12 protein-coding genes are annotated in these 16,145 nt (G+C 62.4%); 2 read left to right on the forward strand and 10 right to left on the reverse strand.

All coding sequences use genetic code 11. The features are described from left to right. Positions 1-74 precede the first annotated feature (74 nt). From R4P64_RS08430 to R4P64_RS08445, 4 genes are all read right to left on the reverse strand, one after another. Positions 75-887, reverse strand: coding sequence for a mycofactocin-coupled SDR family oxidoreductase (locus R4P64_RS08430; protein WP_317820240.1), 813 nt, complete (start codon positions 885-887; stop codon positions 75-77). A 110-nt stretch (positions 888-997) separates the two neighbouring features. After that, entirely contained in the window at positions 998-3,352 is a 2,355-nt protein-coding gene (treY, locus tag R4P64_RS08435; RefSeq protein ID WP_317820242.1) for a malto-oligosyltrehalose synthase, read from the reverse strand. Between the two features lie 10 nt (positions 3,353-3,362). Next, on the reverse strand, positions 3,363-5,717 hold the full coding sequence (gene glgX, locus R4P64_RS08440) for a glycogen debranching protein GlgX (RefSeq protein WP_317541660.1): 2,355 nt from the start codon (positions 5,715-5,717) through the stop codon (positions 3,363-3,365). A 60-nt stretch (positions 5,718-5,777) separates the two neighbouring features. Continuing rightward, positions 5,778-7,064, reverse strand: coding sequence for an adenosylmethionine--8-amino-7-oxononanoate transaminase (locus R4P64_RS08445; protein WP_317820244.1), 1,287 nt, complete (start codon positions 7,062-7,064; stop codon positions 5,778-5,780). Between the two features lie 38 nt (positions 7,065-7,102). Here R4P64_RS08445 and R4P64_RS08450 point away from each other — a divergent pair, with 38 nt between their 5' ends. Both R4P64_RS08450 and bioD read left to right on the forward strand, forming a co-directional pair. After that, positions 7,103-8,248 (forward strand): 8-amino-7-oxononanoate synthase, encoded by a 1,146-nt coding sequence (locus tag R4P64_RS08450; RefSeq protein ID WP_317820537.1) that lies wholly within the window; start codon positions 7,103-7,105, stop codon positions 8,246-8,248. Next, positions 8,245-8,937, forward strand: a complete 693-nt coding sequence (bioD, locus tag R4P64_RS08455; RefSeq protein WP_317820246.1) for a dethiobiotin synthase — start codon at positions 8,245-8,247, stop codon at positions 8,935-8,937. Before R4P64_RS08450 ends, bioD begins: the two co-directional genes overlap by 4 nt. Before the next feature lie 28 nt (positions 8,938-8,965). Here the strand turns inward: bioD and R4P64_RS08460 are convergent, their stop codons facing one another. The 6 genes from R4P64_RS08460 to R4P64_RS08485 form a co-directional block, all read right to left on the reverse strand. Continuing rightward, the gene (locus tag R4P64_RS08460; protein WP_317820248.1) at positions 8,966-10,348 is read right to left on the reverse strand and encodes a tripartite tricarboxylate transporter permease; all 1,383 of its coding nucleotides are present in this window, start codon (positions 10,346-10,348) and stop codon (positions 8,966-8,968) included. Continuing rightward, positions 10,345-10,827, reverse strand: coding sequence for a hypothetical protein (locus tag R4P64_RS08465; RefSeq protein ID WP_317820250.1), 483 nt, complete (start codon positions 10,825-10,827; stop codon positions 10,345-10,347). The genes R4P64_RS08460 and R4P64_RS08465 overlap by 4 nt, the downstream gene beginning before the upstream one ends. A gap of 43 nt (positions 10,828-10,870) precedes the next feature. Continuing rightward, positions 10,871-11,842 carry a hydroxymethylglutaryl-CoA lyase gene (locus R4P64_RS08470; RefSeq protein ID WP_317820252.1) on the reverse strand — a complete coding sequence of 324 codons (972 nt, stop codon included), beginning with the start codon at positions 11,840-11,842 and terminating at the stop codon, positions 10,871-10,873. 5 nt (positions 11,843-11,847) lie between these two features. Continuing rightward, positions 11,848-13,134 carry a hydroxymethylglutaryl-CoA reductase, degradative gene (locus R4P64_RS08475; protein WP_317820254.1) on the reverse strand — a complete coding sequence of 429 codons (1,287 nt, stop codon included), beginning with the start codon at positions 13,132-13,134 and terminating at the stop codon, positions 11,848-11,850. Positions 13,135-13,250: 116 nt separating this feature from the next. Next, positions 13,251-15,173 (reverse strand): helix-turn-helix domain-containing protein, encoded by a 1,923-nt coding sequence (locus tag R4P64_RS08480; RefSeq protein ID WP_317820256.1) that lies wholly within the window; start codon positions 15,171-15,173, stop codon positions 13,251-13,253. A 76-nt stretch (positions 15,174-15,249) separates the two neighbouring features. Continuing rightward, a complete protein-coding gene (locus R4P64_RS08485) occupies positions 15,250-16,053 on the reverse strand; it encodes a FadR/GntR family transcriptional regulator (RefSeq protein ID WP_317820258.1) in 804 nt (267 codons plus the stop codon). Positions 16,054-16,145 lie beyond the last annotated feature (92 nt).

Genomic DNA, 16,145 nt, shown 5'->3' on the forward strand with positions numbered 1-16,145 from the left:
GGCGCAACGGGCCTCGGGGGACCGATATTCCCGAGACCCGCTGGACATTCACTGATTTTGTCGGTGTGACTCGATCAGCGAAGCAAGGTTGCCAGGTCGAGCGGCATGGCAATTCCGGTGATGTGGTGCGCTTCGTCCGATCCCAGGAATGCGACCGCTGCGGCGATGTCTTCCGGCTGGCTGACCGGATCGGGCAGGGTCTGCATGAAGATCGGTCCGAGTGTGTGAGCGTGTTCCGCGATGAGGGGTTGCATATCCGTCATCTGCATCCCGGTGGCCACACCGTGTGGGTGGATGGTGTTGACCCGAATGTTGTACTGCCCCAACTCCGACGCCATGGTCTTCGCGAGACCGGTGATGCCGTGTTTGCTGGCGACGTAGTGGCCGAGAAACGGAAGCCCGCGCAGGCCGGCCACGGAACTGGTGAAGATGATCGAGCCGCCGGTGCCCTGCTTGATCAGGTGCGGGATTGCGGCTTTCGCGGTGTAGAAGACGCCGGTGAGGTTGACGTCGAGCGTTTCCTTCCACTGCTCGGGCGTGATCTCCCAGGACATGTTCGCGGAACAGATTCCGGCATTGGCAACTACGACGTCGAGGCGGCCGAGTTCGGCGATACCGGAGTCGAGTGCGGCCGAGAGCGCGTCGAAGTCGCGGACATCGGTCTTGGTGGCGACAATTCGGCGGTCGAGTGCCTTGACCAGTTCGACGGTCTCGGCCAAGTCGTCTTCGGTTGCTCCGGTATACGAGGTGGAATCGAATTGGACGCACGCGTCGACGGCGATGATGTCGGCGCCTTCCTCGGCGAGCCGAACTGCTTCGGCGCGGCCCTGACCGCGAGCGGCTCCCGTGATGAATGCGACCTTGCCGGTGTAGCGACCTGTGGACATAGTGTGCAACCTCTCGATGGTCCTTTAGTGCTGGTACCAAGAAAGTTAGCGTGGGAAAGTGTGTTGCAGGACACGTAACCCGCTCACCGGAATACACGGGCAGGCCCGGTTTACGGTGATTCGGTCTCGCGAATCAGTAGAGCAGTAGGACCGCCGCGGAAAATATCGCCGGCACGAGACGACTCGATGACGTTGCCGGTTGCATTGTCGGTCCAGCGGCCCTCCGGTAGCCCGATCACCGTGTCACCCCAGCCGTGATCTGCGAGGACCATCGAATGCCGGGTAGCTAGTGCAACGACGGCGGCCTTCCCACCTCGAGGACCGCGCGAGAATCCGACGACGTGCCCTGAGCTCTCACCGGATGCCAGAACCGGGAGATAGGTGCCGCCGACAAACCAGGAGGGGTACTCGCGTCGCAATGTCAGCGCGGTGCGAACTACATGGAGTTTTGCTGCGCCGGTCGCGTCGACGGAGGTTTCGGTGCTGTCAATCAGCCCGCGACGGACATCGAAGTCGGTCAACCGACGGTTGTCCGGGTCCACCAGCGAATCTTCCCAGAGTTCGGTGCCCTGGTAGATGTCCGGGATTCCCGGTCCGCAGATCTGAAGTAGTTTCTGTCCCAACGAGTCAGACCAGGCATGTCGGGCGATGCGGGAGACAAGTTGTGTGATCGATGCGGCGACCGGGCCGTCGATGACGTTGTCGATCCAGGTGTGGACTGCCGTCTCGAATGACGAATCCGGAGAATTCCACGAGGTCGCGAGCGCGGCCTCGCGAATTGCCTTCTCGGCGTACGCGTGCAGACGTGAGCGGAAGTCGGGGGCAGCCTCACCCACCGGCCACACGCCGACAATGTTCTGCCAGAGGAACAATCCGGTCATCGGTTCGGGGCTGGGTTCCACCTCTTCCCAGTCTTGCACCAGCCTCGACCACACTTCCGGCATCTGCGACAGGACGTTGATCCGGGCGCGAACGTCTTCGCCGCGTTTGGTGTCGTGGGTGGACAGGGAGGTCATCGCTGCGGGCCACAGTCGAGCCCGATCGGAATTGGCGAGGTGGAACTCGGCAACTGAAATGGAGAACGCGGCCGGATTGCCCCCGACTTCTTGCCGCGAGATCAATCGCGCAGTCCGATAGAACAACCGGTCCTCGACGGATTTTGCCATCACTGCGCCGCACACCTGCTGGAAGCGGACCGCCGCCTCGCCGCCGCCGGACAGTGCCTGCGCCAGGGCGTTGAAGGCTTCTTCGTGGCCAGGAGCAAGTTCGTGGATTCCGCCGACAATCCGAGCCGTCAGACCGGCAAGGGGGCTGTAGTCGGAGCGGTACACCGGCATTCGTGCGATGACAACCACAACTGCGTCATTGAGCGCCTTGTCGCTGCATCGGGTTCCGGTTTCGCTGCGAATAGTCCGCACCAGGCGACGGATTTCAGGGGCGAGTTCACCGCGCGCCGTCTCACGTTTGAACTGACGTTCTGTGTGATGTAGCCAGGTGCTGTCGCCGTCGTTGCCGGTCAAGGCGCCGGACAGTTCGGAAAGCTCGTGCTCGCCGCTGGGATCGACAAATACTCCGCCCAGTTGGTTCAGAGCGTCGTACCCGGTGGTGCCGTCGACGGGAAGTAATGGATCGAGTGGTTCGCTGTGCCCGAGAATCTTCTCGATCACGATCCACTGATCCGGTCCCAGCAACGATCGAAGGCGTTCGAGGTATTCCACCGGATCGGCAAGTCCGTCGGGATGATCGATCCGAACCCCGTCGATCAGGCCCTCGTCGACCCACGATTTCAGTTCACGGTGGCAGAGTTCGAAAACCCGCGGATCTTCTTGGCGCAATGCCGCGAGTTCGTTGACGGCAAAAAATCTCCGGTAAGTGATGATTCCGGCGTCCCACGGAACAAGCCGGTACGACTGACGGGCGTGGATTTCCTGAGCCGATCCCGTGCCTGTTCCCGGGGCGATGGGGAACCGATGTTCGTAGAATGCGAGAAGCGGTGTCGCGGTGGCGTGATCGACGGTGAGGGAGTCGAGATCAGCGGGCTTTCCCAACACCGGGAGAGCTAGCTTTCCGTCCGCCCCGTTGTCCTTGTCCCAGTCGATGTCGAAGAAGTCTGCGTACGTAGATGCCCGCCCGTACGTGAGAACATCCCACCACCAAGCATTTTCGTGGGGTTTGGCCACTCCGACGTGATTGGGCACCAAATCGACGATCAGTCCCATGCCGCGTTCTCGGCACACGCCCGACAGCTTCACCAGTGCCTCTCGGCCACCGAGACCCTCAGCGACGGTGGTGGGGTCGGTGACGTCGTACCCGTGGGTCGATCCGGACGTCGCCGTCAGGACGGGGGAGAGGTAGAGATGTGAAACTCCCAGAGTGTCAAGGTAATCGACGATACCGGCCGCGTCGTGGAGCGTGAACGCGTCTGGTCGCAGTTGCAGGCGGTACGTGCTGGTGATCGGCGTCATCGTTGTCTCCTCAGGCCGTTCTGCGAAGGACCATCAATGCACGAGCGCGGACGCCCAGAACCGTTCCGGCTTCGATCACCACATCACTTTCGCCCGTGGGCATCGAGGTGTCGAGTACCACCGTCCACTCCGCCGCATAGTCGGCATTGGGAGTGGAGAATTCCATGTCTTCGTAATGGGCGTTGAAACACAACAGGAATGAATCGCCCACTACGCGCTCGCCGCGGTAGTTCGGCTCGGGGATAGCTTCGCCGTTGAGGAACACGGCTAACGATTTACCGAAGCCGCTGTCCCAATCCGCCGGTGTCATTTCCTCGCCGGCGGGAGTGAGCCACGCGATGTCGCGGCTCTGATCACCACTGCGGATGGGCCGACCCTCGAAGAACCGTCGACGCCGGAACACGGGGTTCTTGGCGCGCAACGCGATAGCGCGTTTGGTGAACTCGACGAGGTCGGCGTTGGTCTCCGCCAGTGACCAGTCCATCCAGGACAGTTCGGAGTCCTGACAGTAGACGTTGTTGTTACCCAGCTGAGTTCGGCCCATCTCGTCGCCGTGTGCGAGCATCGGGGTGCCCTGGCTCAGCATCAGCGTGGCAAGGATATTGCGACTCTGGCGTGCGCGGAGTTCGAGGATCTCGGGGTCGTCGGTGGGGCCTTCGACGCCGCAGTTCCAGGACCGATTGTGTGATTCGCCGTCATTGTTGTTCTCGCCGTTGGCTTCGTTGTGCTTCTCGTTGTACGAGACGAGGTCGTGGAGAGTGAAACCGTCGTGAGCGATGACAAAATTGATGCTGGCGCCGGGGCGCCGACCGGTGGCCTCGTACAGATCGGACGATCCGGTGAGCCGGGACGCGAATTCACCGAGTGTTGCCGGCTCGCCGCGCCAGTAGTCACGAACCGTGTCGCGGTATTTGCCGTTCCATTCGGTCCACAGTCCGGGGAAGTTGCCGACCTGGTAGCCGCCTTCTCCGATGTCCCACGGCTCGGCAATCAGCTTGACCTGACTGACAACCGGATCTTGTTGCACCAGATCGAAGAACGCGGACAGTCGGTCGACGTCGTGCAGTTCGCGGGCCAGTGTGGACGCGAGGTCGAAACGGAATCCGTCGACGTGCATTTCGGTGACCCAGTAACGCAGCGAGTCCATGATGAGTTGCAACGTGTGCGGATGACGGGCATTGAGGCTGTTGCCCGTTCCGGTGTAGTCCATGTAGTGCGCTTCGTCGCCGTCGACCAGGCGGTAGTAGGCGGCGTTGTCGATTCCGCGGAAGCTAATGGTCGGCCCCATGTGGTTTCCCTCGGCAGTGTGGTTGTACACGACATCGAGGATTACCTCGATGCCGGCCTGATGGAAACTGCGCACCATCGCCTTGAACTCTGCCACTGCAGCATCGGGTTTGGCGGCCGACGAGTAGTCGGTGTGCGGCGCAAGGAATCCGAAGGTGTTGTATCCCCAGTAGTTTCGCAGTCCCTGGTCGAGGAGAACCTGATCGTGCATGAATTGGTGCACCGGCATCAGTTCGATGGCGGTAACTCCGAGGTTGGTCAGGTGGTCGATGATCACCGGATGTGCCAGTCCGGCATAGGTTCCGCGCAGCTCCTCCGGAATTCCGGGATGTGCGGCGGTCATGCCCTTGACGTGCGCCTCGTAGATCACGGTTTCGTGGTAAGGGCGCCCGGGTGAGCGATCCGACGCCCAGTCGAAGAACGGATTGATCACGACGGTAGACATCGTATGACCGAGCGAATCATGCTGAGGGAAAGAGATTGTCGAGGGTTCGTCGACCAACTCGTCGTCTTCGATTACCGTGTCGCCGGTATCGACGGTGTCGTCTTCGGGTGTTTCTTCGGCCTGGGTTGCTTCGGCAACTGTTTCGTCGATGCCTGTTTCTTCGCCGGTAGGTTCTTCGGCAGCAGTTTCCTCGAGTTCGCCGGTTTCAGGAATCGTGTTGTCGTCGTTCGCTTCAGCCATGTCGGCCGCATCGATGTCGTAGGAGAACAGCGAACGATCACCGTCGAAGTCGCCGGCAAAGGCCTTGCCGTACGGGTCGAGCAACAATTTGCTGGGGTCACAGCGCAGTCCGGCAGATGGATCGTACGGACCGTGCACCCGGTAGCCGTAGCGCTGACCGGGGGATACCGAGGGCAGATAGGCGTGCCAGACGTATCCGTCCACTTCGTCCATCCGGATTCGGGTTTCGGTTCCGTCCTTGGCGATCAGGCAGAGTTCGACGGCGTCGGCAACTTCGGAGAACAGGGAGAAGTTGGTCCCTGCGCCGTCGTACGTCGCGCCCAGAGGATATGCGCTGCCCGGCCACACGGCGATTGGTGTGCTGGCAGGTTTGTCTGTCGGCGACTGCTCCATGAACGAACCCTATCGCCCACGTCGGGCACCCTCCTGTCGGACCGCTTCCCTCCAACCTTGTCAGGCCTGGCTGCGGGCGACTTCGAGCATTGCGGCTGTGATCTGTTCCACCTCGTGGGCGGAGCAGAGATACGGCGGCATCGTGTACACGAGGTTGCGGAACGGGCGCAGCCACACACCTGATCTGACCGCGGCATCGGTGGCGCTGCGCATGTCGACCGGACGGTCGAGTTCGAGAACTCCGATACCGCCGAGAACTCGGATGTCCTTCACGCTTCGGATCGACCGTGCGTCCGCGAGTCCTCGATCGAGTCCCTCGGTCAGTCTCGTCACGTCGCGTCGCCAGTCCATCGCCAGCAGGAGTTCGGTGGACGCGACTGCGATCGCGCAAGCCAGTGGATTGCCCATGAACGTCGGCCCGTGCATCAGGCCGCCGCCCTCGCCTGCGGTGATGGCCTCGGCCATGTCGGTGGTGCACAACGTGGCTGCCAGGCTCAAATATCCACCGGTCAGAGCTTTGCCGACGCACATGACGTCTGGGCTGACGCCGACGTGATCGGCGGCAAACAGTTCACCGGTTCGACCGAAACCTGTCGCGATTTCGTCGAAGACCAGAAGGACGTTGTACTTGTCGCAGAGCGCTCGAAGGTCGACCAGGTAGGCGGGGTCGTGGAATCGCATACCGCCTGCGCCCTGAACAACAGGTTCGACAATGACCGCAGCCAGTTCGTGGTGATGCGCCGCGAGCAATCCGTCGAGATGCCGGACGTACTCGGGGTGATACTCGGTTGGCGGTGCGTCCGCAAAAACCTGAGCGCGGAGAACGTCGGTCCAGAGGGAGTGCATGCCGCCGTCGGGGTCACAGACGCTCATCGGGGTGAACGTATCGCCGTGGTATCCACCGCGCCACGTCATCAAGCGATTCTTCGACGGTTTTCCGAGACTGCGCCAGTACTGCAGACACATCTTGACGGCAACTTCGACGGCGACGGAACCGGAGTCCGAGAGAAAGACCTTCTCGAGCCCCGCCGGGGTGATATCCACGAGGAGTTTTGCGAGTGTGGCCGCGGGTTCGTGAGTGAGTCCGCCGAACATGACGTGACTCATCTTGCCGAGTTGGGATACCGCGGCGGCGTCGAGAACCGGATTGCGGTAGCCGTGGATCGCAGCCCACCACGAACTCATGCCGTCGACGAGTTGGGTGCCGTCCGACAACGTCAAGGTGGCGCCATGTGCGCTGTCGACGACCAGTGGTTCGGTTGTTGCCGGCAACGCTCCGTACGGATGCCAGAGGTGCGCGGCGTCGATCGCGGAGACGGTGGCTGATTCCTGTCCGAGTGTGTGCACACCTGCACCATAGCGACATGCTTGAACGGCGTTCAAGTATGGTCGGAAATGTGACTACCTCGTTGAACTGGCTCACTGCCGTCGAAACGGAACGCCGCGCCGCCGGATTGCGCCGTGACGTGCGCCCGCGAACTGCCGACTCGCCGCTGATCGACCTCGCGTCCAATGACTACCTCGGATTGGTGCGTCATCCCGAGGTGATCGCCGGCGCCATGGCCGCATTGGAGAAGTGGGGCGCCGGTGCGACGGGTTCGCGACTCGTGACGGGAAGTACCACCGAACACGAATTACTCGAACTCGAGCTCGCAGAGTTTGTCGGGTCCGATTCCGCCTTGGTCTTCTCGTCGGGCTACACCGCCAATCTCGGTGCGGTCACGGCATTGTCAGGGCCGGGGTCGTTGATCATTTCCGACGCCGGTTCGCATGCGTCGTTGGTCGACGCGTGTCGTCTCTCGCGGGCGAGGGTGGTGGTTGCTCCGCATTCCGACATCGACTTCGTCGCGGCGCAGCTCGAGTCACGAACCGAGGAGCGCGCGCTGGTGGTCATCGATTCGGTGTTCAGCGCCGACGGTGATCTGGCCCCGCTTCGCGCGTTGCACGGCATCTGCCGGGAAAACGGCGCGTTGTTGCTGGTCGACGAGGCCCACGGTATCGGTGTCCGGGGGAGCGGTGGGCGTGGTCTGGTGCACGAAGTCGGTCTTGCCGGTGAACCGGACGTAGTGGTGACCGCAACGTTGTCCAAGTCCCTCGCAAGTCAGGGTGGGGTTGTATTGGGGCACAGTAAGGTTCGCGCACATTTGATCGATTCGGCACGGACGTTCATCTTCGACACGGGGCTGGCGCCCGCAGCGGTGGGTGCGGCGCGGGCAGCGCTGACGGTTCTACGTCGGGAGCCGTCGCGCGCGAAGGACGTATTGGATCGTGCGTCGGAGCTGGCCGCGATCACCGGCGTCGGAACGCCTGAATCTGCCGTCGTGTCAGTTGTTCTCGGTGATCCGCAACGGGCGTACGACGCGGCCGCCGAGTGTAGTCGGCAGGGGTTGCACGTCGGTTGTTTCCGGCCGCCGTCGGTTCCCGAGGGAACGTCGCGTCTGCGACTCACCGCGCGCGCTTCCCTGTCGCGAGCCGAGATGGACCAGATCGGTCAGATTCTCGGAAATGTCCTGGCGGAGGCCGCGGTATGAGCATTCTTGTGGTGACGGGGACGTCGACAGACGTCGGAAAGACCGTGGTGACGGCGGCATTGGCGTCGTTGGCGCTGCAGTCTGGGCGCTCGGTTGCTGTCCTCAAGCCGGCGCAGACCGGCGTCGGACTCGGCGAACCCGGAGATCTGGCCGAGATCGATCGTCTGACCGGCGGCGGCGTCACGCTGGCCGAATTGGCGCGGTATCCCGATCCGTTGGCGCCCGACACCGCGGCACGGCGCAGCGGCCTTCCGATGCTCACGATGGGCGCGGTACTGGCCTGCGCGCGAGAGTTGGATGCCGCTCACGACCTGACGCTAATCGAAGGTGCCGGCGGAGTCCTTGTTCGCCTGGGCGCAGGTAACTTCACTGTGCGCGATGTTGCAGCGGAACTGGGTGCCCCTGCCGTCCTCGTTGCCGCTGCTGGGTTGGGAACGCTCAACCACTGCGCGCTCAGTGTGGAAGCATTGGCGCACAAGGGTGTTCGGTGCTCCGGTCTGGTGATCGGGTCGTGGCCGGACGAACCGGGGCTGGCTGAGCAGTGCAACCGCGACGATCTTGTGTCGGTGACCGGTGTTCCGCTGCTCGGATCGCTGCCGGCCGGTAGTGGCACGGCCAGTCCTGAGAAATTTGCACGTCTTGCACGGAAAAGTCTCGACGCGCAGACCTGCGGGTTCCTGTTCGAGTGATCAGGAACCCGCAGTGGGGCGGTTCGGGTCAGAACAAGTTGATCAGGGCCGGGACGCTGAACAGGGCGACGTAGTAGCCCATGAACAGCACGCCACCGTGAATCTTGAACAGCCTTCCCAGAAGCCCGCCGACCAGTCCGACGGTGACGGTGATCAAGAGACCGAGGATGCCGCCTTCCCAGATGCTGATGACCACAACGAGGCCGGTGAAGACGGCGATGACGGCCTCATGGCTGATGTGCTTGACCACTGCAGAAGCGGCCCGGTACGCATAGTTCATCGCGAAGGGATAGGCGATGACGGTCGCGGTGATGACTGCGAGTAGACCGTACAGCAGGAACTCCCACTGCGTCAGATATGTGGAGAGGTTGTTGATGACTCCGGTTTCCTGATTGGTCTCGAAGACTGGAGGTGCGTTGAACAGGGGAGCCGCAGGTCCCGCGGCGAGCGGGCTGAGCGGCAAACCGAACGCCACGAGCGGAATGAGGGTTTCCGCGATGTAGGTGGATTCCGTAGTGCCGTTCTTGGCCGACACCATCGTGGTGAGTCGGTGATACCCGTTCTTGATGCGGGCACCGACCAGTTCACCCATCAGCACCGTCATGGCAACGGGACTGAAGACGAAGGTTGCACTGGAGACGGTCGCTGCAGCCGAGGTGTATCCGACCTGCTTCTTGTCGAGTACCGCGAGCGGGTTGGGGAAGTAGCCCTTCCATCCCTTGATATCCGGTGCCAGTGCAACGGTCTTGGGTTCGCTGCGTTCCATGTCTTTGCGGCTGGAGGGGCCGAGGGTCAGTGCAAGATCCGCGATCAGGGGTCCGACTGCGATGGCAAGGAAGTAACTGATGTTCAGTGACACATCGTAATTCGACGTGAGGGCGCGGACGCCGAGAATGAGGATCACAAACGGAACGAGCGCCACGACGCCGGCCCAGCGGCCGGGTGATGCGTAAGCGATGCCGATTGCGGCAACCAGGAACAGCCATGGAGCCATGGACTGCACGGTGTCCGCGAATGGCGCCAGGATCGTGGCGAACAACACTGCGACCGGCACTGCCACGAACGCCGCGACAACTGCGCCGGAGATTGCCTTGCGGAGCGCGATGTGAGGGACGCCGAGTGAACGCATCATCTGCGCTTCGGGCAGAAGCGGAATCGCCATCGTGTCGCCGGGAATGCCGAGGAGCATCGTCGGAACGGCATGGGTCATGTGTTTGGCGATGGCGCCGGACAGGAAGAACGTGAACACGGCTGCCGGGGGAGCGCCGAGCAGAATCACGAGCAGTGTCAGCGGCGCGATCGTGGCGGTTTCGTCGGTACCGGAGATCAGCCCGATGAAGGTGAAAGCGACAGCGCCGATGATGCCGAAGAGCACGGCGATCAGGATCTCGTTGGTGAGGACCGAACTCATGACGTTTTGCCTTCTTTCTGCGCGGCGGCAGCTTCGGCAGCGGCAAAGTACTCGTAGAGTCCGAGTTCGTGGAGTTCTTGTCGGCTCTGCTCCGGGATGTCGGCGAGTGCGCCGAGTCCCTGGCGCTGTTCGGCCATCATCGTGATGACGCCGTCGATGGATTCCGCGTCGGCAGCAGCCAGCGCGACAATACGTTTGGGTTTGATGAAGATGCCGCACACGACACCGGCGACCAGGCAGGCTGCGATCCCGACGAGCAGGCTGTATGCCTCGGCAAGCGATGCTTGGCTGACGACACGCTCGAAGAACGCCTGGGCGGCCAGGAGGGCGGATGCGCCCACCACGCTGCCGACGACGACGGATATCGCGAGGTGGCGGCCGTCGACGGTATCGCCCCAGACTTCGAGGTAAGGCTTCGTTTCGGATACACCGTCGTCTGGTGGGGTGGTCGGCGTCGTTGCCGACTGTGCTGTTGCCATGAGAAGTTCTCCAGTATCGGGCGGGTGAAGTAGGAGGTACGGGTCAGGTCCGTTGGGCGGCGCGGAGGGCATTGACCACCCGCGCCGGGCTCGTGTGGCCGATGCGTTCGGCCATCCAGGAACTTGCGTCGGCCAAGGCGTTCAGATCGATTCCGGTATCGATGCCGAGTCCGTGGAGCATCCACACCAGATCTTCGGTGGCGAGGTTCCCGGTTGCGCCCTTGGCATACGGGCAACGGCCGAGTCCGCCCGCAGCGCTGTCGAACTCGGATACACCGGCGGTCAACGCCGCGTACACGTTGGCCAGTGCCTGCCCGTAGGTGTCGTGAAAGTGCATTGCAATCGTGTCGATTCCGATCCCGCGTTCGCGGATCGCGTCGAGCAGGGCAAGTACGTGTCCAGGGGTTGCGATGCCGATGGTGTCGCCGAGTGAGAGCGTCGTAGCGCCACTGTCGACGAGAGTTCGTGCGATGTCCGCGACGCGTGAGGTTGGGACTGCACCTTCCCATGGGTCGCCGAAGCACATCGAGATGTACGCGCGGACGGGAAGCCCTAGTGCCCGAGCGGATTCGATGACCTGGGCAGCCGCCGACACTGCGCCGTCGACGGTGTTGTTGAGGTTGCGTTTGGCGAATTCCTCGGTGGCGCTGACGAAGACGGCCACCTCGGTCGCCCCGGCAGCAAGCGCACGCTCCAAACCTGTGAGGTTGGGCACGAGCACGACGGTGCTAACCGAATCCGGCAGCTTCAGCCGTCCCATGAGATCGGCGGCGTCGGCGAGTTGCGGGATCCACCGCGGCGAAACGAAACTGGTCAGCTCTACGGTGCGCAGGCCGGCGGTGACCAACCGCTCGATGAACTCGACCTTGGTTGCGGTCGGGATCACTTTCGTTTCTGCCTGCAATCCGTCACGCGGCCCGACCTCGTACACGCGAACCGAGGTAGGGAGTCCGGGTGCCGGCACTCGATGGGGTGCAGGCTTCCATATGGGCGATCCTGCAACTGTTTCCGTCATTGCGATCAATTTCCGGTGCGAATCTGGGTGAGAACCTTTTCGGCGTGTTCGACGCGAATGCTCTTGTCTGCGATCAGACGCGCGACAACAGAGTCGATCTCGTGTTTCTCGGCGCCTGCTGCGGCAGCAACGTTGCGGGCATGCAGACCCATGTGTCCACGCTGGACGCCTTCGCTGGCGAGCACTCGTACGGCGGCCAGGTTCTGTGCGAGTCCGACAGCGAGGATGACGCCGGCCAGTTCTTCTGCGCTCGTGACTCCGAGCATCGTGATCGCTGCCTGTGCGGCGGGGTGGACCTTGGTGGCACCGCCGACGAGGCCGACAGGCATGGGAAGCTCGAGGGTGCCGACGACGTTGCCTTCGGTGTTCTTCTCGAAGTGGGAAAGTGACGAGTAGATGCCGCTGGTGTTGACTGCGTGAGAGTGGCAGCCGGCTTCGACTGCGCGCGTATCGTTTCCGGTGGCGAGTACGACTGCGCTGATACCGTTCATGATGCCTTTGTTGTGCGTGGCCGCACGGTACGGATCGAGTTCGGCCATGCGCGCGGCGTGGATGAGGTTGTCTACGACCTCAGGGCCACCGATGAGTTCGGCGTCGAATACCGCGCGTACTCGGGTCAGACGCAGATCAGCCTTGTTGGTGAGGATGCGCAGGACGACGTGGCCGCAACCGATCTCGGCTACGCGGTCGGCAATTGCCTCGGCCATCGTGTTGACGGCGTTGGCGCCCATGGCATCTCGTACGTCCACATGGAGGTGGAGTACGACGTAGGTGGCTTCGGGTGAGGAGATGATGCGGACGGAGATGTCCTTGACGCCGCCGCCGACGCTGACGAGCTTGGGGTCCTGCTCGTTGGCCAGGGCGATGATTTCTTCGCGAGCCTCGAGCAATCGGATGCGGGCTGCTGCGGGATCGACGACGTCGACCAACTGGATCTGCGCCTGCATGATCGGTGCGGTGCTCGAGACGTGGAAGCCGCCGAGGCCGCGGGCGATGCGCGCTGCGTTGCTCGCTGCCGCGACTACCGAGGCCTCCTCGGTGGCGAGTGGGATGAGGTAGTCGCGACCGTTGATCGTGAAATTCGTGGCCACGCCGACCGGGATGCCGATGACACCGAGGACGTTCTCGACCATCCGGTCAGCCTGGTCGGTGCCGAGTCCACCGTGGTCGTATACCGCGATGTCGGCGTCCGTCAGGTCGGTCTGGCGCACGACCTCGGCGCGCCGTGCGGCGACGTCGTATGACCTGAAGTTTGCGATGCGGCTGTTGATTGCCCGGTTGTTGGTTGACACGGGGTCGTCCTCCTGAAGTGGTTTGTGCTCCGCTTCACAGTAGGAAGGGCAATGCGACTTGGGCTATGTGTCGACAACACATCAATCGATACATGTTATGGGCTATCGGACCACTACTACGTTGTGTCTGTGATATCTCTTTGGCGAAGCTCCTCGAGTCTGACCGCCATGGATACTCGAAAGAATGGCTCTTCATCTCTCCAGGTGTCACCAAGAAGTGTTCGGATGCGCTCGAGACGCTGCACGACTGTGTTCGGGTGATAGTTGAGTGCGCGTGCGGCCTTGGTCGGACTCCCTTGATTGTGTACCAATGCACGCAGGGTCGCAGTCAGGTCGGTCTCGCGATTCCGGTCGTAATCGAGTACGGGGCCGATCGCATGGTTGATGAAATCGTGCAGCGCGTCCGGATTGTCGCCGAAGAGAGTTGCGTAGGGCAGGTACGACGCCGTCGTGGCAGCACCGTTGGTTGTACCAAGCGCATCGAGAAGCCGGGCGGTGCGCAGGGCGGATGTGAAGCGCTGGGGGAGATGCTCGGGAAGATTGGCACGCGCCGGGGCGATCACCACCACATGTGGGCCGACCGATCCCGCGATCTGGCGGTGGGCGATGGTCGCCGCGGCTGCCGGATTGCCCGATTCCGAGATGACTGCGATCAACCCGGCATGTTCTGCCGCAATTGCGCCTGCCGGCAAATTCTGTTGCACCGCACGCAGAGTGGCGTGGCGCAGTTCCGGTGATACCGACACGACGAGAACTGTGTCGAGTTCGCTGAGCATCACGCCGTGGTTGCGTGCGCGCCTGTCCAGATCACGGCGACGTTCGGGAGCAGCGCTCAGTAGGTCGGCAACCAACTCGTCTCGTGCTCTCCGATCGGCCGCCGCAGACGCCGAGTGTTGAAGGACGAGGATGGCAGCTACTTGGGCTGCGCGCTCGACCGTTCGCTCCTCGACCGGCCCGAGCGGGGCGTCGGATCGGTTAAGCAGAATGGCACCGAGGAATGATTCGCCGGCGGTGATCGCGCTGACCAGTTCGATGGAGGTGCTATCACCCGGGACAAATACACAGCGTCCGGTTCGGCGACTCTCGTCCACTGCGTCCGCGACGACCTTCGTCAATGTCAATGGATTTGTTGTGATCTGCTCGTCGGAGGAGGTGACGAGGGTGTGTAGTTCTGCGTCGATGACGGTGATGCGACGTTCCAGCGCGTTGCTCAGGGTGCGCGCAACTTGCGAGTATCCACCGCCGTGAAGTACCGCATGTATCAGGTCCTGATGGACGACATTGGATTTGTCACGCGCGGAAACGTGCTCGCGCAGTTCGTTGAGCGCACGGCGGGCCTCGGCTGCTGATTCCTCGGCACGGTCCAACACGCGCGCAGTCTGAAGTACGACGGAGGCGTGGTCGGCCAGTGCCGAGAGCAATGCGATCTGATCGGCGGTGAAACGGCGCTCACGGCGATCGGCGGCAAAAAGGACACCGAGAATCTGTCCGTCGGAGAGCATCGGCACACCGAGAATCGAGACCAATCCCTCGGCGACGATTGCTGCGTCGACTGCGTCGTCGTGCCGCGAGGCGGTGTATTCGCTGTAGTTCGGCACCCACAGAGCCGAGCGGGATTCTGCGATGGCGCTGACCAGTCCGGCGCCCGCCGGAACCTGCAATTCGCGCAATTCAGGGGAAACGGCGCCTGCCGTCTTGCGCACGTTGAGATCGCGAGTGACCACGTCGAACTCGGAAAGATAGGTCACGTCAGTACCCATCATTTCGTGGGCCCGGTTCACCAGTCGCTGCAGCAGACTGTCGACATCGCGAACCTGAGCGAGTTCGCGCGCACTCGAGTAGAGGACAGCGAGCTCGTTCTCACGTCGCCGTAGCCGCAGTACCTCCGAGTGGCTGCCCCGGATTCGCGCGATTACTTGCGCGACTTCCGTTGTAGTCAGACCTAATTCGATCAGGATCTGCTCGGAACGCTCGTCGCCGACACTGTCGCTGGTGACATCGAACAGTGCCGCAATGTCGCGGGGCTCAGCGTCGGTCACACCGAACAAACTACCGCCCGGTGGCTCGCACCGTCCCGTTGCCGGTAGTCACAGAGTGGATTGCGTGCTCGCGCAGTCAGAGTCGAGCACGCCGATTGGAGTGGATTGCTTGCCGTGACATGGCAACCGAGGCATTGACGACCGTCTCGCCGAAGCGCTCGAGAACCAGTGACTGGGTAGCCGCGAGGTGAACGCGCGCCAGGCGCTCCGCTTCGGCTGATCGTCCGGCTGCGATTTCTTCGACGATGCGGCGATGCGTGCGAACCGCTTCTTCGGCTTCGCCCTCGGACGGGTACTCGCCACGAACGGTGAGTGCCTCCGCCCAGGCTTCTTCCTGTGCGGACCACAGGGCAACATAGCTGCTCACCGCGTAGCGAATGGTGGCATTCGGGGTGAAGGACACAACAAGATCGTGAAACTCGCGCGCTGCGTGCGTGAAGGCAACGCCGTCGCCGATCTTGCGCGCAGATGCGTCGATGGACGCGGTCAGTGCCGGGACTACAACGCGGTTGCGGTCCGCCCGCTTCGCACATTCGGATGCGCAGAGGGGTTCCAGCATCTGGAGACCGGATGCGAGGTCGCGCAACGTGACTCGCGCGGCTTGAAGGGAGAGGCCAAGGTGGTAGGCGGCCGAAACTTCGTCGGGGCGATGCACGTCGGCGCCGCCGACATTGCCGCGCCGTACCGTCACCAACCCCTCGGTTTCGAGTATGCGCAGTGCTTCCCGGATGGACGGGTAGCTGACACCGAAGTCTTTGACCAGCTGTTCCTGGGTGGCGAGTCGGTAGTTGTCGTCGGCGAGGATGTGGTCGCGAAGTTCGTCGGCAACTGTTTCTGCAATGCGGCGCTGCGGAACGCGGCCGCGCCCGCCGGTATTCACACGGGCACCTTTTTGCTCATGGGGTGAATCCTAGACGGAGAATCTCGCACCTCCAAGTATTGCTATCCTTATTAGGATTGAACTAATGTAAT

It is taken from the genome of Rhodococcus sp. IEGM 1366, from assembly GCF_033142425.1.
Lineage (GTDB): Bacteria > Actinomycetota > Actinomycetes > Mycobacteriales > Mycobacteriaceae > Rhodococcus_F > Rhodococcus_F globerula.